Consider the following 23,136-nt stretch of genomic DNA (forward strand, 5'->3'; position numbering starts at 1 on the left):
AATCTGTAAACTCAAAACAACGCTTTGAAGTAGTCAACAAAATGCTCGATCAAGAGATCATGAAAGTTGTACAGATGTTGAATAGAGGGATTTGATTTGAGTTAAAAAAAAATCTAGCAGGAAATTGGATTTGATTATCTGAGTTTTCAAGTGTCATTTACATAAAAAAACCACCTTCAAAATTGAGGTGGTTTTTTTTATGGTTTTTGAAAAATGATTACTCTTTTTTCATCAGTGTAGATAGTTTTTAACAAAAATTTTTCGGATAACCATTTCATAGTTTTGTTGGAGAAAAATGTGGTGTGCGTAGGGTCTTTGATGTAATACCAATCAGAAACCTTATCCAAACCAGGATGCAATTCAGTCATGATGGAAAGAAAGCCTTGTGGTTTTAGTAGATTGAAGATTTTGTCAAAATCATTTTTTGGAAAGTGGAAATGCTCTATGCATTCAGTTGCAAAAATCAAGTCATATTCAGAAGACTTGATGCCGTCCTGAAAAAAGAACGGATCATAATTGTCACAAGAGATTTTATACTCTTGAAGAATGGAATCGATTGTGGGGCCTGGGCCACACCCGAAATCAAGAGCCTTCATGCTAGGCTGGAGATAGGAGAGCAATGGGTTTACTGCTTGTTTTAAGAATGAAACATATCCGGGGAACTGTGGGCCGTTTTTATGTTTTAGGTAATGGTCTTTTTCTCCCTTTCCCAAAAACGGAGATTTCGGCTTCCTAAAAATCAGATCACAATTTTGGCAACAAGTAAATTCATCCCTGCATTCAAAATTAAAGCTGGAAGATAGGCAGAGCGGGCAGTTTTCAAACATTTTTTAAAGTTGAAGAAAATAATCTAAAAGCCAAAGTTGTATAGAGAGCTTTTGGGTTTAAGTTTTCTTGGAGTGCAATTTTATAATGATTTAGCATAAGATTCAGGGAAGAATAGCTATAATCATTTTGTAAAGAGAGTAAAGTAAAATTTAATTCTGATTGTAAGCATAAAAAGCTTAGCTTTGCGCCTTCTTTAAACAAAACACAAGGCAAAGAGATGACTTGTACTCCACCCTGAGTATTTCTTTTTTTAATTTAAATCTGCTAATCACCTGATTAGGGGTAGCATAATATTGCCTTTTATTAAGATCATTCCTTTTAAACATATTACACTATGACACAGATGTTTTATCGCCTGTTTAAACCTACGCAGGCAAATCTGAAAGATGAAGTATTATCAGGGCTGACAGTAGCCTTGGCTTTGGTGCCAGAAGCTGTTGCATTTTCTTTAATTGCAGGTGTAAGTCCGTTGATTGGACTTTATACAGCTTTTATGATAGGTTTGATCACCTCTATTTTGGGAGGTCGTCCGGGGATGATTTCTGGAGCAACAGGAGCAATTGCGGTAGTTGTTGTGGCTTTGGTGGCTACCCACGGGGTTGAGTATCTATTTGCTGCAGTTGTTTTGATGGGTCTTATACAGATTTTGGTCGGCTTGCTGAAGCTTGGCAAACTAATCAGGTTGGTTCCTCACCCTGTAATGTTCGGATTTGTCAATGGCTTAGCGATAGTGATAGCAATGGCACAATTTGACCAATTCAAATTCAAAACCCCAGAGGGGATTGAAGTTTGGATGACAGGGAATACTTTATACATGATGATTGGCCTAGTGATTTTGACGATGGTTATCATCAAATTTTTGCCAAAACTTACTACTGTGATTCCTTCTGCACTTGTAGCGATATTGGTGGTATCAATAATTGTGATTTTTGGGGGTATAGATACTAGGACAGTAGGAGACCTAGCTTCAATTAGTGGAGGTTTGCCACAATTTCATTTACCATCAGTACCTTTGAATTGGGATACATTTATGATAATTCTTCCTTATGCAGCTATCATGGCAGGAGTGGGGTTGATAGAGAGTTTGTTGACATTGACACTTATTGATGAGATTACAGAAACAAGAGGTCATGGAAACAAAGAGTGTGTTGCCCAAGGTATAGCAAACTTGACCACGGGATTTTTTGGTGGTATGGGTGGATGCGCGATGATCGGACAGTCACTTATCAATGTAAATGCTGGAGGAAGGAATCGGATTTCGGGAATAGTCGCTTCAGTCGGACTTTTGATGTTTATTTTGTTCCTATCTACTTATATAGAGATGATTCCGATGGCAGCACTAGTTGGGTTGATGTTTATGGTAGCAATTGGTACTTTTGAGTGGGCTTCGTTGAAAGTGTTCAGGAAGGTGCCATTTCATGATGTTTTGGTGATGGTGGTAGTTACTTTAGTGACGGTTTTTCTTCACAATCTTGCCTTGGCTGTATTGATAGGTGTGATTATTTCAGCCTTGGTATTTGCATGGCAAAATGCCAAAATGATCAGAACTAGAAAAAGGATAGATGAAAACGGGGTAAAGCATTATGAAGTGTTCGGGCCATTGTTCTTTGCTTCAGCGTTGACGTTTGGGCAAAAATTCGATCCGATCAATGATCCAGATGAGATTGTTCTTGATTTTAAAGAAAGTAGAATCGTGGATCATTCAGGAATAGATGCAATTCATAAAGTGACAGAAAGATATGAGAAGGTAGGGAAGACGGTTTATATCCGACATCTCAATAGTTCTAGTAGAGTTTTGTTAGAGCGAGCAGAAAAGATCATCAATGTGAATTACACAGATGACGATCCGAGCTTTAAGATCATAATGGATTGATTTTAAAATTCCAATAATTGTATATCCCAAAAATCACATTTGGGATATACTTGTTTTTAATGGTTTTTAAAGTATTGGTAATCAAGATAGAAGAAATAAGCCGACATTGTTTTTAAAATTAATTGGTATCCATACTTGCAAAAGAGAATATATACCACTACTTTTGTACCACGATATCAGCAAATGGCTGATCAACAAAGAAAATAATCGATAAAAATATATCGCTGGATGGATTAGCCTTGGCAAATCGTAGAACGCATATCCGCCGCGGCGGACACAGGTTCGAGTCCACAAAAAAGTGATTTGATTTAATAAAGATATATCGCGGGATGGAGCAGTTGGTAGCTCGTCGGGCTCATAACCCGAAGGTCACAGGTTCGAGTCCTGTTCCCGCTACTTCGAAACCAAGCAGAGATGCTTGGTTTTTTTTTATGTCATTATTTTTGGAGTGGCTCTTATCCGCCGCGACAGACACTTGTTCGAGTCCTGTTCCTCTCTACTTCGAAGGATACTGGAAACAGTGTCCTTTTTTTGTTTAAAGTGAGTTAGAATTGATACAATCCATAGAATTATATCCCTTTTTTTGATCCTATAGAATACATTCATTTAGAATCTTTTTTTAGCTAATTTAATTTATGTCCGCATTCTTACTAGTAGTCGTACCTAATGTTGTTTTCTAAATCAATTTTCGCATTGATAACTAATAAGCCATTGATTTTAAAAGATTTTCTCCATGATTTCATGTGAAAATTCACTTGCTGGTGTTATTGCGAATAACCATAATCTATTTTGTATCTCAAGTATTTGAAGTAAAAAATGTTAATCTTATATTTAGCAATCATTTAAAGTCAATTTAATGCGCTATACCAACTACTAGGTTGAGGGATTTTTCAATCTGGGGGAGTAGTAAGTGAGTTTTAGATTGCTTATGCATAATGGGCATACTGTAGGTATAGCACAGGAGATATACACCTTCTAGGCGTCATTTTATCCAAAATAGTTGAAATGTCCTTTTTGGATTTTTCACACAAATACCTTTTTGAACCATTTGGGATACGTTTAGCCCAATGGAAAGTAGATCCTTTAGCTTTCATAAAGAGAGTACCAATATTTTAATTAGACCTATTTATCATGCCACAATAGGTATGATGGTCAAAAATCCTGGGCGTTAAAATAAAAATCAACTAGGCTTGGATGAAAGAGAGCATATCATTCATAGTAACTCCGCAAGGGATATGTAGACCATTCCCAATAGATGGATATGGCTACTTGTGGTTGTTGATTGACGCGTCGGGATACAAAACATACTGTGGTATTGGATTTGGTGGGCAATATATGATGACCATTCCAGATCTGGACATGATTATCGTTTTGACATCGAAGTACAAAGGGAGTGTACCTTCCCAACACTTTTCAGATATCGCAATTTTGATCAATGATTATATTTTAAAACCAATTAAAAATTGAAACTAAGGTGGGGAAATTTAACAAACACAAAAAAAACCTAGTGGGATTATTTTTGGCCATAGTACTTTTTGCTTGTCAAAATACTAATCAAGATTCCGAGAAAAATACACTCTTGGCTATCGAAAAAGCCATCATTGGGCAGAAAGATAGTTTTTTTTATATCAACTCTGAAGAATATCAAATCAGCTCAGACCTTCCAATAGGGTTCTTTGATTCGGGAACAGGTGGACTTACGATCCTAAACTCCGTGTTGGAGTTTGATGAATTCAACAATGCAAMAAGGTCTTTCGGGAGTGATGGTATTCCAGATTTTGCCAATGAAAAATTCATTTATCTCGCAGATCAAGCAAATATGCCTTATGGTAATTATTATGCTGAAAACAATTCTGATTTACTTCTTGAGCACATTATCAAAGATGCCCAGTTTCTATTTTCTCAGAAATACTACTTGGATCAAGATGCCAAAAATTTTAGTAATGATAAAGAAAAGGTGAAGGCTATAGTCATTGCTTGCAATACAGCAACGGCATATGGTAAGGAGGCCTTGGTGGAGTTTACSCAAAAAGCAAAGTTGCCTGTAAAAATCATTGGGGTTATTGATGCTGGTGCAAAAGGAGCGCTCGAAAAATTTTCCCTTGATGAAGATGGGTCAATTGCAGTTTTTGCTACTGTAGGGACTATTGCGTCCAAAGGCTATGAAAATACTATTTTGGAATACAAAAACAAGTTAGGKTATACAGGTAATATTCAGGTTTTCAACCAAGGAGGTCATGGTCTCGCAGAAGCTGTAGATCAAGAGTCAGATTATATTTTGCYTGGTTCAGACCAGCCAAGAAAAAATTATAGAGGGCCAGAGCTGAACCATCAAGATTTTCCGATTTACAAAACTTTGATGGATGTCTATAATTTTGATTTTGACCATGGYAAAATGCTATGTGATAGCAATAGCATCGAAGATTGTGATGTGTTGCAGATCAATAGTACTGAAAACTACGTACGTTATCATCTTGTCAGCATGATGGAAAAAATCAAGGCTAGCAAAGATCCCAAACCACTCAAAGTAGTACTTCTGGGATGTACACATTATCCATATCTTGAAAAAGAAATGAAAGCCGTGATAAAGGAACTCTATGAATATCAAGATGAAGATGGTTATAGGTATAAACATCTAATGAGCTCCAACATTGAAATTGTAGACCCCGCATTGAATGTTGCAGAAGAGCTTTTTCAATTTCTGAATGAAAATGACCTATTGAATCCTAAAGGACAAGTCTCAGACAGCGAGTTTTATATAAGTGTACCAAACATCCAAAATACAAATGTAGTAACAGAAGGAAATCAAAATTTCACCTATGATTACAAATATGGAAGAAGTGCTGGAGATATTCAGGAATATGTCAAAATAGTCCCTTTTTCAAGAAAAAATATTTCTGATGATACTTTTGATAGATTACAAGAGTCTGTTCCAACTGTATATCAGACTATTATCGGTTTTCATAGTGAAAACAACAAGTTGAAAGATTTACCTAAAGACAGTTTGATCAAATGAAGTACTTTATAAGTTTCTGCCTGACTTGTGCTATCATTTTGGGATGTGTTGACAACCTATTTTGTCAAGTTCTTCATGAAAATAATAGTGGAAAGTCTTATTACATACATGGAGCTATGGTATATGATGGGATTTCTGTAAATCCGAATAAAGTAAATGTTTTGATTTCAGAAGGGAAAATAGTTTTATTGGATAGTGAAGAAACCCGATCTCAAGGTTTAAAGAATGCCGAATACATAGATGCTTCAGGATTGGTTTTGGCACCGGGCTTTATTGATCCACATACACATTTGGAATCTGACCTTTCCAGCCCAGACAAAAATCAAAATTTATCAGCTTTGTTTCAAGGAGTGACGACTGTTTTCGCAGGCAACGATGGTGGAAGCCCCTTTCCAATTGATAGAAGTTTTAGGCAATGGACAGAAAATGGTATAGGTACAAATGTGGCTCTTTTTGTTGGTCATGGGACTGTGAGGAGATTGATACTTGGTATAAAGGATGTTCAGCCAGATAGCCTACAGTTAGAAAAAATGAAATCTCTTATAGCGCAAGCAATGGAAGAGGGGGCTTTTGGGATGAGTACAGGCTTGTTTTATGCACCTGGTAGCTTTGCCAAAAGTGAAGAAGTAATAGAGCTCGCCAAGGTAGCTGCCTCCTACGGAGGTATATATGATACCCATATCCGGGATGAGAGTTCGTATTCAATTGGTTTGATAGAGTCTATCAAGGAGACATTAGATATAGGTAGAAAGGCAAATATTCCTCTGCATTTTTCTCATATTAAAGCATTAGGCTCAGATGTGTGGGGTTTTAGTGGTCAGGTAATCGAAATGATCGAACAAGCCAAAAATGAAGGACTGGAAATTACTGCAAATCAATACCCATATATAGCTTCTAGAACTAGCCTGATTGCTGCATTGATTCCCAGATGGGCTGAAGATGGCGGATATGATGCGTTGTTGGAGAGGTTGGAAGAACCAAGCTTAAGAGATCGAATTTTACTTGAAATCAAAGAAAATATCAGGCGTAGGGGAGGCGAAGCTTCTTTGATAATTAGTGCTGAGGATTTGAAGGAATATCATGATCATTCTTTGGATAAGCTGAGTGATAAATATGGAATGCCTGCAGAACAATTAGTAATAGAGATATTACAAAAAGCCGCTGGCGTCAGGGTAGTTTCTTTTAATATGAAAGAATCTGATTTAATTCATTTTATGAAGCAAGATTGGGTGTTTACGGGCTCAGATGGTGTGGTGGGGCACCCAAGGAAGTTTGGGTCATTTTCACGAAAAATAGAAAAATATGTAATCCAAGATCAGGTTATAAGTTTGGGAGAAATGATCAAAAAAAGTTCATGGGATGTAGCTTTTCATTTTGGAATAAAGGATAGAGGAGCCATCAAGCAAGGGTTTCACGCGGATGTCATCATATTCGACCCTACGAAAATCAAAGAGAACGCATCTTTTCAGCAGCCTTCTGAATATAGTGAAGGAATGGAATATGTATTTGTCAATGGAAAACTGGTGGTCAATAAGGGAGAATTTTCGGGAGAATTGGTAGGAATCACAATTAGAAAAAATCAACAATAAATCTTAATAAATTTAATTCTAACGATATGCAGATGTTTAAATTAAACGGCATTGTAGTATGGTCTATGCTCTTTCTTCTTGTTTTTGCTTGCGAGCATAAAAAAGAAACAATAGATTTTGTGGAAGGCAAATCTGCAATTTCAGAAAAAGCCATGGTGGTGAGTGCTCATCCTGAAGCATCTAAAGTAGGCGCAAAAGTATTGGCTGATGGGGGAAATGCTATAGATGCTATGTTTGCAGTGCATTTTGCTTTGGCAGTAGTATATCCATCGGCAGGAAATATTGGAGGTGGGGGATTTATGGTATATAGAGATAATGAAGGAAGCTATAGTACATTGGACTTCAGAGAAAAGGCTTCTATGCTTGCCCGAGAAGATATGTACCAAGATGGAGAAGGAAATGTTGATGTGAATGCAAGTTTGTATGGGGTAACTTCTGCTGGTGTTCCTGGATCAGTTGCAGGGATGTTTGAAGCTCATTCGAAATATGGAACTTTGCCATTTGAAGACCTTATACAGCCTGCGATTGAACTTGCCGAATCTGGGTTTAAGATTACTGCACAACAAGCTCGAAATTACAATAGTCTCAAAAAAGATTTTACCGAAAACAACAGATTTCCTGAAAAAGTATCTTTGCTCAAGTCAGATGAATGGAAGGAAGGTGATCTGTTAGTTCAAATAGAATTGGCTGAGACTTTAAAAAGAATTCAAAAAAATGGACAAAAGGGATTCTATGAAGGTGAGACTGCTGATCTTATAGTGGAGGAGATGAATCAAGGGGCAGGCATCATGACACTTGAAGATCTAAAAAATTACAAAGCAGTATGGAGAGACCCTATTATTGGAGATTACAAAGGATACAAAATTGTTGGAATGGGACCTCCTAGTAGTGGAGGTATAGCATTGATGCAATTGCTGGGTATTGCGAGCCACTTTGACCTTAAATCTTCTGGACACCAAACAGCATCTACAATTCACCTTATGACTGAAATGGAGAGAAGAGTGTATGCGGATAGAGCTTCTCATTTGGGGGATCCTGACTTTTGGGAAGTTCCAATCAGCCAGCTTCTGGACCCAAATTATCTGAAGTCAAGAGCTGACGAAATAAACCCATCTTTGGCAAGCTCAAGTAAAGACGTGAAAGCGCTTGAAGTTGAGGTTTTTGAAAGTGAAGAGACTACGCATTATAGCATTATTGACCAGTTTGGTAATGCAGTTTCTTTAACCACGACGATCAATTCAGCATATGGTTCCAAGACTTTTGTGAGTGGAGCAGGGTTTCTATTGAACAATGAAATGGATGACTTTAGTGTGAAACCGGGGCATCCAAACAAATATGGCTTACTTGGCGGGGCTGCGAATGCGATTGCACCAGAAAAAAGGATGCTTAGCGCTATGACACCCACCATAATTGAAAAAGATGGGGAATTGAAGATGGTAGTAGGGACCCCAGGAGGCTCTACCATCATAACTAGTGTGTTTCAGGTAATCTTAAATACTTTGGAACATGATATGTCAATGTCGCAAGCAGTGACTGCAAGACGCTTTCACCACCAATGGTATCCAGAGGATATTCAATTAGAAAAGGATGCCATAAGCATTCAGGTAAGAGAGGAACTTGCAGGTATGGGACATAAGTTTATAGATCGGGGAAATATAGGAAGGATAGATGCGATTTTGGTGAGAAAAACTGGCAAACTGGAAGGAGCAGGTGATCCAAGGGGAGATGATTACGCAGTTGGCTTTTAGAGATTTTGGTCTGTGTTTTGTCGTTTTCTTCTCCGAGACGTTATTAGAATGGACTTCATGTTAAGTTAGTTGTTTGGTAAGAAAATTTATATTTTAATTGTCATTTTGCCACAGCGATTCTAATACGTTAGTTTAAGTAATAGAGTAATTCACTATATCAGGTGGATTCAAATTCAAATACTTAGCAATAGTAATTTAATTACAAAAAAAACTCACAGCTTTTTGGTGTGAGTTTTTTTAAATCTGTAAGTTTAGTTAAAAGCCTTTGTTTTTGGACTTTTTAAATAAATAAGCTATTGGAGGATCTACAAAAATTTGTAAATATTGGGGGAAAGAACACTAAAACTATGTGGAAATTGATAAAATGAAAAAGGAGCCAATCAAGTATACTAAAAAATCACTCAATTGATTCAGTATTTCTATCAATTGTATAGTTTAAATTTTGATTAAAATAATTTTTTAAGTAATTTAATGTTTCAAAATTACCTAAAATTGGCTGTTCGTAGTTCGTGTAGTAGATTTTGAAAAAAGAATATAAGTGTCTAATAATCATGCGTTTAGAGGTTTGGTTCGAATCCCTTCCTCTCTGCAAAATAAAACCTAACCTATTCAACATAAATAAGTTAGGTTTTTATATTTTGAAATGTATCGAAATTAGGCTTAAATCTAGATGCTTTTTGAAAGAAAGCAATTGTATTTTTTATGATGCTCCTCGCAAATACTTGTATTACTGATATTCTTTTTAATTTCTCACACGAATTATTAAGTTTCTAGATTGATGATATGGGTTGTTGTATATTTTTCATTTCTTTTTTTAAGTAAAATGCAGATCTGCTTCCTTATTAGTAGCGAAACAAAATCAAATTTTTTAGATCAATTTGCGTGACGATAACTAATGAACCCTTTTACTTCTCACTTTAAGTAACGATTATCCGTATGATTTCATGTGAAAATTTACAATCTGATATCATGACGAATAACTATATTCTTTAATTTTATAATGCATTCCAATGCTTTTTACCAAATTGAAGTTTCATTTCATGAATGATTTAAGTCTGAATTTTTACCTTTTTTTCTAAAGTTAATTAATAGAATTAAATCGTTAATCTGTAAGTGTTTTTAAATGTCATTTTATTTTTATAACTTTAGTTCATCGAATCAAAGCCTAAGTAAATTTAAAAATAGATATGGTATTTGTGCAAAGAAGATCTGTCATTCGTGAAAGATGAAAATTAATTTATTGTTGAGAAAAAGTTTTCAACGAGATATTTGCGTAGGAATGCGTATCATCAAAAGAATTTCTTGATGACATCAATACTAATATTTTCCCATTTAATTTAGTTTTAACCCATTTGCATAAATTTCCTAATTACTTCATAATGGATAATTTAGCTTGCGAAATGATTTTGAAAAAGCCTATTGATATTATTTTCTCAAAAAAATATGAAGCAATCCTTTGCAATTTGAATTGAAAAAATGATAACTTTAAAATTCAATATTAATTTAGAAACCGTTTAACCTTTATTTAAAGTCTATTAAAATCTACATTATGAAAAAGTTAATCGCTTTATTCATGCTATCCGGAATCCTTTTATCTCCGGTTATCTCGAAAGCTCAAGACGCAGACCAAGATTCTGCAGAAAATGACACAACAGAAATTGTTGAAGCAGTTGAAGCAGATACTGCTCCTGTTATTGTTGATGATGAAATCATCGAAGAAGACAAAGGTTTTCACCAAGTAATCAAGGAGAAATTCATTGAGGGTGGTACTACTTTTATGTCTCCGGTACTTATTTGTTTGATCTTAGGTCTTGCAGTTTCTTTGGAAAGAATCGTGACATTGAATCTTTCTACAACCAACACTAAGAAGTTACTTGCGAAAGTTGAAGAAGCTTTAGAACAAGGTGGTATCGAAGCTGCAAAAGATGTAACCAAGAGCACAAAAGGTCCAGTTGCATCTATCTTTACACAAGGCTTAATGAGATACTCTGAAGGTATCGAAATGGTTGAGAAGTCAATCATTGCTTATGGTTCTGTTGAAATGGGTAGATTGGAAAAAGGTCTAGTTTGGATCTCACTTTTCATCTCTCTTGCTCCAATGCTTGGTTTCATGGGTACTGTAATTGGTATGATCTCAGCATTTGATGCAATTGAAGCAGCAGGTGACATCTCTCCGTCATTGGTAGCAGGTGGTATCAAGGTAGCACTCTTGACGACAGTTGCGGGTTTGATCGTTGCGATTATCCTTCAATTGTTCTATAACTACTGTGTCTCAAAGATCGATTCTTTGGTAAACGACATGGAGGATGCTTCTATCTCTTTGGTAGATATCCTAGTGAAGCATAAATTGACTAAGTAATTACTGGTTGATTATAGTTTCAACTATTAATTATTTATAACTTTAGCAATAATTCAATATGGATTCTATAGATATTTTCTTATACGTATCTTACTTATTGATTATCGTTGGTGCGATTGTGGCAATAATTATGCCTTTGATCAAATCTCTAGATAATCCTAAAAGTCTTGCAAAAACCGCAGCAGGAGTGGTTGTGTTAGGTGTAATTTTCCTAATAGCATTCAGTACTGCTGACAGCGAAGTAGCTCCCAAGTATATTGGTGATCCATTTTACATGACTCCTACACTAACGAAATTCGTTGGAGGTATGTTAGTGACCACTTATATATTAGCTATAGTTGCATTAGTAGGTATCGTATTTACTGAACTTAATAAAGCAATCAGGTAATGGCTAGCAAAAGAGGCAGAATGGCGCAGGAGGTAAATGCAGGGTCGATGGCTGATATAGCCTTCTTGCTTTTGATCTTCTGGCTTGTAACTACTACAATTGCTTCGGATAAAGGTATTCTCAATATCTTGCCTCCAAAGCAAGACCCGAACGTACCACCACCGGAAATACCTCTTAACGAGAGAAATATTTTCAATATTTTGGTCAATGCAAATGATCAGTTGTTGGTGGAAGGTGAGTATTTAGACAATACTAATAGCTTGTCGGATGATGTTAAGGCTTTTATACTAAACTTTGGCGCTCCTAACGCAGACGCTATCGCACTATATAATAGTCTTCCTGAATCTTTAAAGTCACAAGCAAACAGAGACCCTAAGTCGTCTGATCATCCTTTGACAGGCGGTGCAGTAGTTTCAATTAAGACTAACCGTGGTACATCTTATGATGTATATCTTCAAGTTTTGGATCAGGTGAAAAAAGCATATTTTGAAATTTATGCTGAGAGAGTTGGTATTACGGCAGAGCAATACAGAGCACTGTCTGGTAAAAACGCCGCTGAAAAAGAACTTATAGATAGAGGTAAAGCAGATTTACCAATGGCGATATCAATTGCAGAACCAGATAAATCAGGAGGTAACTAATATGTCAAAATTTAAGAAAAAGAACAAGGTTTCGGAGAATATCCCTACCTCTGCACTACCTGACATTATCTTTATGCTTTTGTTTTTCTTCATGACTACTACTGTTTTGAGAGAAAATACAATGTTGGTCGATCAAAAAATCCCGGAAGCTACTCAGCTTCAAAAGTTGGAGAAAAAGACGTTGATATCATATCTTTATATAGGTAAACCAAAGAACACTGCTTTGTATGGTTCAGAGCCTAGAATTCAGGCTAATGATGCCCTTATAAATACAACTGATATTGCGCTTTGGGTCAACCAAGAGAAAGATAAAAGGTCTGAATCTGAAAGAGAAATGTTGACTATTTCTTTGAAAGCAGATAGAGAAGTTAAAATGGGTCCAATCTCTGATATTCAATTTGAATTGAGAGAAGTAGATGCACGAAGAGTACTTTATGCTTCTGTAGGTAAGTTGGATTAATAATTTCCCAATTTCTAATATTTTAGATTGAGCCACTCTATAAAGAGTGGCTTTTTCTATTTATAAATTGATACTTTGAAAATCCTATCAATTTTTAATTCACTCAAAATATTCTTTTAGCTTTGAGAAAAATTGCACTTTGTTTATGAGTAAAAAGAAAATTCAATCCGCTTGGGCAATGTATGATTGGGCCAATTCAGTCTATAGTTTGGTCATCACTTCTACCATTTTCCCGGTATATTTCAACAGTGTTACCAAGTCCGAAGATAGAGGTGATTTAGTCGATTTTTTTGGTTTTGAAATTGTCAATACCGTCCTCTATTCATATTCAATTTCATTTTCATACTTGGTAATTGCTTTGATTTCGCCACTTCTCTCTGGTATAGCTGACTCAGGAGGAAAGAAGCTCTTTTTTATGAAGTTCTTTGCGTATTTAGGTTCTATTTCTTGTGTTGGGCTATTCTTTTTTGAAGGAGATAATTTAGAGTATGGGATCATTTGTGCCATGATGGCAAGTATAGGGTATGCAGGTAGTATTGTTTTTTATAATGCCTTTTTGCCTGAAATAGCCACTGAGGATGAATTTGATTTTTTAAGTGCCAAAGGGTACTCTTTAGGATACATAGGTAGTGTTATTTTATTAATCTTGAATTTAGTGATGATTGAGGCTCCAGAATTATTTGGACTGTCTGATGGTGGGCAAGCTGCAAGATGGTCTTTTTTGATTACAGGTGTTTGGTGGGCAGGTTTTTCTCAAATCACCTTTAAGCATTTGCCAAATAATCCTTATAAGAAACAAGTTGATAAGGAATTCCTTTTAAGAGGTTATAAAGAAATAAGAGAAGTTTATTTCAAAGTGAAATCTTCCAAAGTAATGACAAGATTTCTTACTGCCTTTCTCTTTTACAGTATGGGAGTTCAAACAGTCATGTACTTGGCAGCAACTTTTGGGGATAAAGAATTGGGGTTGCCTGGTGATATGTTGATAATTACAATTCTTATTATTCAAATTGTAGCCATTGGAGGCAGTTATTTGTTTGCTTATATTTCTAAAATTTATGGCAACAAGCGTTCGCTTGTTATTATGGTTTTTATTTGGGTCTTTATTTGTATTGGCGCTTATTTTGTCAATACAGAATATCAATTCTTCGCTTTAGCATTTGTAGTAGGAATGGTAATGGGAGGTATTCAGTCTCTTTCAAGATCTACTTATTCCAAATTGATTCCTAAAGAAACTACGGATCATGCTTCTTACTTTAGCTTTTTTGACGTGACTGAAAAGATAGCAATTGTTTTCGGGACATTCTCCTATGGCTTTATCGAGCAACTTACAGGAAATATGAGAAATAGCTCTTTAGCTTTAGGATTATTTTTCTTTGTTGGTTTAGGTTTTCTATTTTTATTAAAAATACCCAAAAGTGATTTTGAAAAACCAGTCAATGTGTGATATGTTGCCAATACTCGTAGGGGAAAGTATTAAAGAACTTGATCAAGAATTCATCTTGTCTAAAGGTATTCTATCTTTAGACTTAATGGAGCAAGCGGCTAACGCTTTTACAAATTGGTTTTATGGTGTTTTCGAAGATAAAGAAGTTCAAATCTATATTTTTTGTGGTCCTGGAAATAATGGTGGTGATGGACTTGCCATAGCTAGGCTGTTAAGTGAAAATGGATATTCCATAAATGTTTTTTACCTGAAAAATGAAAAAGATTGTTCAAATGATTTCCAGGCCAATTTTGAGAGATTGCCAAAAAATATTTCTGCAACCAATTTCGAAAAATGGGATAAGAAAATTGAGGATGGGGGTATCATAATAGACGCTATATTTGGGGTTGGTTTAAGCAGAGTTTTAGAAGGGCCAATTAGTGATTTGATATGTGAATTGAATAGTTCTCTTGCAACTCGTATTGCTATTGATTTACCATCAGGCTTGCCATCGGATTCAGTTACGACCGGACAAGTATTTCATTCGGATCATACTGTCACATTTCAATTTCCTAAACTTAGCTTATTGTTTCCAGAGCATATTCAATTTACTGGAGATCTTCATATCATCGATATAGGTATTGAAGATGGATTTCTTCAGGATTTCAGTAAAAAGGCATTCTATATACGGAAACAAGATATTTCCAGCAGACATAGATTTTTCCACAGGTTTAGTCACAAGGGTGATTTTGGAAGGGTTCTTTTTATTGGAGGAGCTCCAGGGAAACTTGGAGCATTGTTTTTATCTTCTTATGCAGCACTGAGAACTGGTTCGGGTTTGGTTTCTTGTGCCCCGGAATTTGAGGACAGTATAGGCATTCAAGTTCCTTATAATGAAATCATGCTTTATCAGGTCAAGTCAAACACAGATCTTGCTGAAATGGATGCCATAGGAATTGGATCAGGTTGGGGGAATACCATTGATCCTGATTATTTTCTTTCAATTATGATTCGTTTCAATAAACCAATGGTTATTGATGCCGATGCCATAAATCTATTAGCCTCAAATCCATTTTTGTTACAAAAAGTACCTAAGAACTCTATACTTACACCGCATGTCAAAGAATTTGAAAGGCTGGTAGGTAAAGTTGCAAATCATGCAGAGAGAATAGAAAAAGCCATTTCTTTTGCAATAAAATATGAGGTCATTTTAATATTGAAAGGCGCACATACTTTAATTGCACTGCCTGATGGTAGGCAATTGTTCAACTCCTCCGGCAACCAATATATGGCAACTGCTGGTTCTGGGGACGTGCTTACTGGTATGATTACTTCTTTTTTGGGTCAAGGATATACTCCTGAAAATGCTGCTATTTGTGGTGTTTTTCATCATGGATTGGCAGGAGAATTAGCCTCTGAATCCAAAAGGAGAGGAATGGTAGCATCAGATATAATTGAAAAAATACCAACCACTTTTGTTGAGTTGAAAATTTCCTAAATGCTAATTATCTGCTTTTATCAATTATAAACACATGTTTGATAACAGGAGTCTAAGTTTTCTGAGAATTCCAAAGAACTTATTTCTAACCATGAGGGTTTGACTTAGATATCTTACTGGAATGAACAAGGAAAAGCTTTTACTTTGGACGCTAGCTGCGATCAATTTTACACATATTGTTGACTTCATGATTTTGATGCCACTCGGGCCTCAATTGATGCGGATTTTTGAAATTTCACCAAGAGAATTTGGGCTATTGGTCTCTTCCTATACTTTTGCAGCTGGCGCGAGTAGTTTTTTGGGAGCTTTCGTACTGGATAAATATGATAGAAGAACGATTATGATGTGGGTTTTTCTAGGTTTCTTTTTGGGAACTATTGCCTGTGCCCTATCTCCAAACTATATCGTTTTATTGACAGCAAGAATAATTTCAGGATTGTTTGGGGGGTTGACCTCTGCTCTGATATTATCCATAATCGGAGATGTCATACCTGACAGCAGGAGGGGGAGGGCCATGGGCTTGGTGATGGCGGCCTTTTCGGTAGCTTCGGTTTTTGGAGTGCCTTTTGGTTTGTTCATTGCTAGTATTTCCAATTGGCATGCACCATTCATATTCTTGGCGATTTTATCAGGAGGTATATTTTGGATGATTTACAAATTCATACCATCACTGACAGATCACATTGTGACAAAAAGTAATAAACCTACTCCGATTCAAGTAATCAGAAGAGTAACAAGTAATGGAAACCAAATGAGAGCCATTTCATTGACCATCATGATGATGCTTGGGCAATTTATGATCATACCTTTTTTGAGTCCTTATATGGTTGCAAATGTAGGCTTCACCGATATGGAGCTCACTTATATCTACATGGCAGGTGGTGCATTTACTATCTTTACATCACCTTGGGTAGGTAAGTTGACAGATAAATATGGAAAGGTCAAGATATTTACCATATTCATGACATTAAATGTAATTCCTATAGCTGTCATCACTCATTTGGGAGCTACTCCAATCCCTTATGTCTTATTGATTTCAACTATGTTTTTTGTGACATCTAATGGTAGGATGGTGCCTGCATCAGCATTGATTACCGGCACGGCATTACCTGAAAATAGAGGTAGTTTCCTCAGTTTCAATTCAGCAGTTCAGCAAATTGCAGCAGGAATGGCTTCTTTTGTTGCAGGATTGATTTTGGCAGAAACAGCAAATGGTGAACTCATCAACTTTAATGTGGTAGGGTATATTGCTATTGTTTTTAGTTTGCTATGTATTCCTTTGATTAGAAGGATAAAAGTTGTGGATGTCTAGGATTCCTGTGGTGTTTATCTATTTGAAAAATGATTGAATGCAATTATGAAATTTCAAAAAAAAAATCGGTTGACTTTTCAAAGTCAACCGATTTTTTTCGTTTCATTGGCAAATTGTAAATATGCTTATTCATTAAAACTCTGCATTACCCGGAGTTCTTGGAAAGGCAATCACATCTCTGATATTTCCCATGCCAGTTACAAATTGCACAAGTCTTTCAAAACCCAATCCAAATCCAGCATGCGGAGTGGCACCGAATCTTCTTGTGTCAAGATACCACCACATTTCTTCTTGAGGGATATTCATTTCTTCCATTCTTGCAGTAAGGTTTTCCAATCTTTCCTCTCGCTGTGATCCTCCTACGATTTCACCTATTCCAGGGAATAGGATGTCCATCGCAGCTACAGTTTTTCCGTCTTCATTGAGCCTCATATAGAAAGACTTTATTTCTTTTGGATAGTCTGTAAGTATAACCGGTTTTTTGAAATGTTTCTCTACCAAATACCTTTCGTGTTCAGACTGAAGATCTACTCCCCAATCATTTATCAAGTATTGGAATTTTTTCTTTTTGTTTGGTGTCGAGTTTCTGAGGATTTCTACAGCTTCAGTATAAGTGATTCTTTCGAACTTGTTGTCTGTCACAAATTGTAATCTTTCTAACAATCCTAACTCACTTCTTTGATCAACTTTTTTACTTTGTTCTTCTTCAGCTGCCCTTTTGTCAAGAAAAGCTAAGTCGTCTTTGCAATGCTCCAAAGCATACCCAATGACTGATTGAAGAAAGTCTTCAGCTAAATCCTGATTGTCTTCTGCATCATAAAATGCCATTTCAGGTTCAATCATCCAAAATTCAGCCAAATGCCTTGTTGTATTGGAGTTTTCTGCTCGGAACGTTGGTCCAAAAGTGTAGATCTCAGCAAGTGCCATCGCAGCCAACTCTCCCTCCAATTGGCCTGATACAGTCAAATTCGTTTCTCTTTCAAAGAAATCTTCTTTATAATCGATTTTGCCATCTTCCGTCAAAGGCGGGTTTTTCATGTCCAAGGTAGTCACCTTAAATGTCTCTCCAGCACCTTCAGCATCTGATGCAGTGATAATTGGTGTATGGATATAAAAGAAGCCTTTATCATTGAAATATTTGTGAACAGCAAAAGCTAGCGCATGCCTCACTCTAAATACAGCGCCAAAGGTGTTTGTGCGCATTCTTAGATGAGCAATTTCTCTGAGGAATTCCAATGAGTGCTTTTTTGGTTGCAATGGGTATTTTTCAGGATCGGCGTCTCCCAAGATTTCAATTTTGGAGGCCGAAAGTTCTGAATTTTGTCCAGCACCCTGAGAAGCTACTATCTGTCCGGTGATTTTGATACACGAACCAGTAGTGATTCTTTTTAAAATTTCTTCCTCAATAATATTTGGATCAGCCACTACTTGGTAATTATTGATGGTCGACCCGTCATTCAAAGCGACAAAAGAAACATTTTTGTTACTTCGCTTGGTTCTTACCCATCCCATTAGAGTCACTTCCTGACCCACAAAATCGCTTTCCAGCAGTGATTTGATTTTAATTCTTTTATTGAATGCCATGACTACGTGTAGTTTAATCCGATTCTTGCATTACTCCCAATCTTTGGGAATTGACAAGTGGAATGCAAAAAAACGATATAATAAGCTTTTTATCAAAAATTTGATCTAATTTCCTAAATTTGAAAATCAAAAACATTTTACAGACGTAAAAGATTATAGTATTTTTACTACAATTCATCCTTATTCTATATGCAAAAACTTAATTTAAGTCAGGTTCTTTCACAAAAGCTGTCTCCTCAGCAGATTCAGTTTATCAAATTGCTTCAAGTACCGACCGCCGAGTTGGAAGCAAGGGTAGAGGAGGAACTAGAGATCAACCCCGCGTTAGAAGAGGGGAGGGATGAGGAAGAGAAAAACCCAGAGGAAGAATTTCCGGAAAACTTTGATGAAGATCTAGGGTCAAGAGAAGGGGATGTCAATATAGATGACTATCTCAATGAGGATTACGGGGGGTATAAAATGCAAGGTGATGGGAACTACTCTCCCGACGATGATGATCGTGAAATCCCTTTGTCTGGCGGCGTCTCTCTTCATGAGCAGTTATTGTCGCAACTAGGGTATCTGAAGCTTGATGATACGCAAAAGCTGATTGGAAAGCAGCTGATTGGAAGCATAGAAAGTGATGGTTATATCAGGAGAGATTTAGAGGCTATTATTAATGATTTGGCATTTAGCCAAAATATAGAATCGGATATTGATGAAGTAGAAGAGATCCTTAGAAAAATTCAAAATTTCGATCCAGCAGGAATTGCTGCAAGGAATTTACAGGAATGTCTTTTGATCCAGCTAGAGCGAAAAGAGCATCCAGACGATCCCAATGTTCAAAATGCAATTAGAATTATCAACGATTGTTTTGATGAATTCACAAAAAAACACTATACTAAAATTCAGAAGAGGCTTAATATAGAAGATGAAGATCTAAAGGAGGCAGTACAGTTAATAACAAGGTTGAACCCAAAACCAGGAGGGATATCTGATGGAATGGTGAAAACACAGTATATAATTCCTGATTTTATATTGACTCATGTAAATGGGAAGTTTGAAATTTCACTTAATTCAAGAAATGCTCCTGAGCTTCGGGTGAGTAGGTCTTATTCGGAGATGTTTGATGCTTATGATAAAAGTGACAAAAAAGATAAGAAGTTAAAAGAGACAGTCACTTTCGTAAAACAGAAATTGGATGCTGCCAAGTGGTTTATTGATGCAATTAGACAAAGGCAACATACATTGTTGAGAACTATGCAATCTATTCTTGATTATCAGGAAGAGTTCTTTTACGAGGGTGACGAAACCAAGTTGAAACCTATGATCTTAAAAGATATTGCCGATAGGATTGAAATGGATATATCCACTGTTTCTAGGGTAGCTAACAGCAAGGCGATTCAGACTGAGTTTGGGATTTATCCTTTGAAGTACTTCTTCTCTGAGGGAATAGCTACAGATTCCGGTGAAGATGTAAGTAACAAAGAAGTCAAAAGTGTGTTACAAACATTAGTAGATGGGGAAAATAAAAGAAAACCGTTGTCAGACGATAAGCTTGTAAAGCTGTTAAATGATAAAGGTTACAATATTGCCAGAAGAACAGTAGCCAAATACAGAGAACAGCTTCAAATTCCTGTAGCAAGACTTAGAAAAGAATTATAAGTGTATAAAAAAATATGTGAGTTAATCTCGGTGGTTTTTCAGCCTTTGGTAATGCCCACCTTGATATTTGTATTTATGCTTTTTGGACTTCCCCAAACCGAAATAGCAATAGGAGGAATAAATAAGGCGTTAGTTTTGTTCGTGGTTTCAGCAAATACTTTATTTATTCCTTTGGGGATCATTTTAGTAATGCGCTTCACCAAAGCTATCCCCTCACTACATATGGAAAACCATAGGGACAGAGTATTTCCATTTTCGATCATTACTCTACTTTATCTGGTGACTGCTTACTTTTTTTATCAAAAAGATTGGCTGGATTACAAGCTTATTTTTGCCTTGTTTGTCATATCAATTTGCTTGGTATTACTGACGAGTATCAGTTATTTTTGGAAAATCAGTGCCCACATGATGGGAGTAGGGGGGCTGCTTGGAATAGTGTTAGCTTTCAGTATGATGGTTCAGGGCAATAATCTTTTGAACCTAGTGTTGTCTGTAATTATATTAACAGGAATCTTAGGAACTGCTAGACTCTACCTCAATGCACACACTCCCTTGCAAGTTCTTGGAGGTTTATTGTTAGGCTTTGGGGTATGCTTCGGGTCTTTTTATTTCGTTTGGTTGTAGACATAAAAAAAACCGACTAATGCCGGTTTTTTTGTTATTGACTCTATTTTTTTTATGAATTCCCGCCTCTTTGCTATTTGCTTCAATTTCATGGTTGCTTGCTAGTTCATACTCAACATTTAGGAAGAGCCTCTCCGAGGCGGCGGATCTAATATCAATTAATATCTGAGCGAAGGTAAATCAGTTTTCTCTATCGTTACAGGGATAGTTCCATATATCCAAGCTATTTTCATCAATAAACATTTAAAGTGAATATCAATGATACTTTTTCAATGATTTAAAATCGAAAATTTTTTTATCGAACTGAATACTATTGTGAATTTTAGAAAAGAGCTACAGAGATTCCGAAGTTGATTTGATTAGCTTGTGTTGAGAATGGACCTTTATCCTTCTGGAACACTTGGTTGAGACCATAATAACCCCATACATTGAAGCCAGAAAAGCCCAATCTTGCCGTCAAGCCATATCGAATTGGTGCTATTCCATAATTTTGCCTGTCTTTTACTTTTCTTTCTAAGCCATTTTCATCTTCATAAGCGATTTTGGTGTGAGAATTCATCAAAAAACCAACTTTACCGCCAAAAGCTACTTTCATACTTTTCTGGTAATTGTTTCTATTAAAATGATATCTAAATTCTAAGGGAATATCAAAGTAATTAACAGCAACATTGTTTTTGCTGATTCTGATATTGTCTCCATAGACATCCGTTATTTCCAAAAGTTGACTTGACTCAGGGCCAACGGCAGGGTTGTTAAACAAAGTTTTGTTTTCTGTAAATGCCATTTTGTCAGTGCCTATTCCGATTCCTGGGTTAAATGTAAAGCCAGACCCTTCTCCAAAAATGTTTATGGGATATTGGTAATACACATTAAAAGTTCTGGAAGGGATAAATCGAGTTTTTAATTCATCAGGCTTATTATTTAGTGTATTGAATCCAAAATCTAAAAAAAGATCACCTTTTACATCTGGTCTTCCTCCGATTGGAGTTTTGGTTCGTTCTTGAGCTGATACACTTAATGTAATTAATCCTCCTATCAATATTAGAATAAGTCTTTTCATGAAAGATGTCGTTGTATTTAATTTGAGCGGCTAAATTATAAAAACATCAGCGATTTATAGTCCTTTTTATCTTAATTATTCTTAATTGGTAATTTGTCTAACATTAACTTAATCAAAAAAACCTTTGGTAGCTTCTTTGTAATTATAAAAATCATATCTACATTTGCAATCCCAATTATGGCCTCGTAGCTCAACTGAATAGAGCACCTGATTACGGCTCAGGAGGTTTCAGGTTTGAATCCTGACGAGGTCACACTTAATCCCCTTACAAGAATAGGATTTTGTTTGAGAAATAAACAAACATTTCTCAGAAAGTTGCAGGGACGGCATCGAGCATCGGTATATGAATCCTGACGAGAACACACTTAATCCTTTTGTTAGATTAGGATCTGTCATTTAAAGTTTGATAGAGACTATCTCATAAGCTCACTCCGATAATACATAATCGTTTTGAGTTTTGTCAAAAGGAAATCTTGCACCTCCATTTTCTCAGAGTAAAGAAATAAAAGGTTAATTGTTAAATTGGTTTCCAATAGAAGTTTGGAAGCTTAATGATTGAAATCGCATTGTTTTCAATGTTTGTAATTCATAAAAGATTTGAATATCATAATATGTTATGAAGCTTTGAAAATTTATCTAATTGAAATTCAAGCCTTAAAAATAATTTTAATAAATATTCTTTTTAAAGTTTGCAGGATAAAAAAAAGAAGTTCACATTTGCACTCCCAAACGAGGGAAACAGCAATTAAAAAACAGAATGAAATTTTAATTTTTGTTCAAAAAGAGGAGAAAAAATAATTTAATTTTATCAAAAATAATTTTTGCAAAATTAAATTCTATTTCTACCTTTGCAAACCCAACTCGGAAGAGGGTTTGTGGAATAGGCCTGAGAGGGTTTCAAGACACCGGAAAGTCGGTGTATAAGTTCATTGAAGTACTGTAAGACAAAGAGACAGAGACAAAGCCTTAGGGCTAGTTTCGCAATAATAGATAGAGAATATATATCCATTGGCGTCAGGAACAAAGAGATTATAAAGATCTCTACAAAAAACTTTACAATGGAGAGTTTGATCCTGGCTCAGGATG

General features: G+C 36.0%; 17 protein-coding genes and 2 tRNA genes. 16 read left to right on the plus strand and 3 right to left on the minus strand.

Annotation, left to right across the window (positions count from 1 at the left end):
• Positions 1–197: 197 nt before the first annotated feature.
• Complete coding sequence (locus MM213_RS20135; protein WP_241414686.1) at positions 198–713, minus strand: class I SAM-dependent methyltransferase; 516 nt, start codon at positions 711–713, stop codon at positions 198–200.
• Positions 714–1,162: 449 nt separating this feature from the next.
• Here MM213_RS20135 and MM213_RS20140 point away from each other — a divergent pair, with 449 nt between their 5' ends.
• The 13 genes from MM213_RS20140 to MM213_RS20200 all read left to right on the plus strand — a co-directional run bounded on the left by MM213_RS20140 (position 1,163) and on the right by MM213_RS20200 (position 17,138).
• Positions 1,163–2,701, plus strand: a complete 1,539-nt coding sequence (locus MM213_RS20140; RefSeq protein ID WP_241414687.1) for a SulP family inorganic anion transporter — start codon at positions 1,163–1,165, stop codon at positions 2,699–2,701.
• 323 nt (positions 2,702–3,024) lie between these two features.
• Positions 3,025–3,097: transfer RNA gene (locus MM213_RS20145), tRNA-Met, on the plus strand.
• A 798-nt stretch (positions 3,098–3,895) separates the two neighbouring features.
• Positions 3,896–4,168 (plus strand): hypothetical protein, encoded by a 273-nt coding sequence (locus tag MM213_RS20150; protein ID WP_241414688.1) that lies wholly within the window; start codon positions 3,896–3,898, stop codon positions 4,166–4,168.
• Between the two features lie 40 nt (positions 4,169–4,208).
• Positions 4,209–5,717: a glutamate racemase gene (locus MM213_RS20155; RefSeq protein ID WP_241414689.1), complete on the plus strand. Its 1,509-nt coding sequence runs from the start codon at positions 4,209–4,211 to the stop codon at positions 5,715–5,717.
• The gene (locus MM213_RS20160; RefSeq protein WP_241414690.1) at positions 5,714–7,306 is read left to right on the plus strand and encodes an N-acyl-D-amino-acid deacylase family protein; all 1,593 of its coding nucleotides are present in this window, start codon (positions 5,714–5,716) and stop codon (positions 7,304–7,306) included. Before MM213_RS20155 ends, MM213_RS20160 begins: the two co-directional genes overlap by 4 nt.
• 32 nt (positions 7,307–7,338) lie before the next feature.
• Entirely contained in the window at positions 7,339–9,054 is a 1,716-nt protein-coding gene (gene ggt, locus MM213_RS20165; RefSeq protein WP_241414691.1) for a gamma-glutamyltransferase, read from the plus strand.
• Positions 9,055–10,603: 1,549 nt separating this feature from the next.
• Complete coding sequence (locus MM213_RS20170) at positions 10,604–11,413, plus strand: MotA/TolQ/ExbB proton channel family protein (RefSeq protein WP_241414692.1); 810 nt, start codon at positions 10,604–10,606, stop codon at positions 11,411–11,413.
• Between the two features lie 58 nt (positions 11,414–11,471).
• Positions 11,472–11,801 carry a hypothetical protein gene (locus MM213_RS20175; RefSeq protein WP_241414693.1) on the plus strand — a complete coding sequence of 110 codons (330 nt, stop codon included), beginning with the start codon at positions 11,472–11,474 and terminating at the stop codon, positions 11,799–11,801.
• Positions 11,801–12,442, plus strand: a complete 642-nt coding sequence (locus MM213_RS20180) for an ExbD/TolR family protein (protein WP_241414694.1) — start codon at positions 11,801–11,803, stop codon at positions 12,440–12,442. Before MM213_RS20175 ends, MM213_RS20180 begins: the two co-directional genes overlap by 1 nt.
• Position 12,443: 1 nt before the next feature.
• On the plus strand, positions 12,444–12,902 hold the full coding sequence (locus MM213_RS20185) for an ExbD/TolR family protein (RefSeq protein ID WP_241414695.1): 459 nt from the start codon (positions 12,444–12,446) through the stop codon (positions 12,900–12,902).
• Positions 12,903–13,047: 145 nt separating this feature from the next.
• Positions 13,048–14,349, plus strand: a complete 1,302-nt coding sequence (locus MM213_RS20190; protein WP_241414696.1) for an MFS transporter — start codon at positions 13,048–13,050, stop codon at positions 14,347–14,349.
• Between the two features lies 1 nt (position 14,350).
• Complete coding sequence (locus tag MM213_RS20195) at positions 14,351–15,826, plus strand: NAD(P)H-hydrate dehydratase (protein ID WP_241414697.1); 1,476 nt, start codon at positions 14,351–14,353, stop codon at positions 15,824–15,826.
• A 121-nt stretch (positions 15,827–15,947) separates the two neighbouring features.
• Positions 15,948–17,138: an MFS transporter gene (locus MM213_RS20200; RefSeq protein WP_241414698.1), complete on the plus strand. Its 1,191-nt coding sequence runs from the start codon at positions 15,948–15,950 to the stop codon at positions 17,136–17,138.
• A gap of 132 nt (positions 17,139–17,270) precedes the next feature.
• On the opposite strand, the gene asnS is transcribed toward MM213_RS20200, so the two are convergent.
• Positions 17,271–18,722, minus strand: coding sequence for an asparagine--tRNA ligase (asnS, locus tag MM213_RS20205; RefSeq protein ID WP_241414699.1), 1,452 nt, complete (start codon positions 18,720–18,722; stop codon positions 17,271–17,273).
• Between the two features lie 189 nt (positions 18,723–18,911).
• Between asnS and rpoN the strand changes: the two genes are divergently transcribed.
• Both rpoN and MM213_RS20215 read left to right on the plus strand, forming a co-directional pair.
• On the plus strand, positions 18,912–20,366 hold the full coding sequence (gene rpoN / locus MM213_RS20210; protein ID WP_241414700.1) for an RNA polymerase factor sigma-54: 1,455 nt from the start codon (positions 18,912–18,914) through the stop codon (positions 20,364–20,366).
• The gene (locus MM213_RS20215) at positions 20,367–20,990 is read left to right on the plus strand and encodes a PA-phosphatase (protein WP_241414701.1); all 624 of its coding nucleotides are present in this window, start codon (positions 20,367–20,369) and stop codon (positions 20,988–20,990) included.
• Positions 20,991–21,312: 322 nt separating this feature from the next.
• Here the strand turns inward: MM213_RS20215 and MM213_RS20220 are convergent, their stop codons facing one another.
• Positions 21,313–22,050, minus strand: coding sequence for a porin family protein (locus MM213_RS20220; protein WP_241414702.1), 738 nt, complete (start codon positions 22,048–22,050; stop codon positions 21,313–21,315).
• Positions 22,051–22,229: 179 nt separating this feature from the next.
• Between MM213_RS20220 and MM213_RS20225 the strand changes: the two genes are divergently transcribed.
• A tRNA-Arg gene (locus MM213_RS20225) sits at positions 22,230–22,303 on the plus strand.
• Positions 22,304–23,136: the final 833 nt, after the last annotated feature.

Source organism: Belliella alkalica (assembly GCF_022549785.1).
Lineage (GTDB): Bacteria > Bacteroidota > Bacteroidia > Cytophagales > Cyclobacteriaceae > Belliella > Belliella alkalica.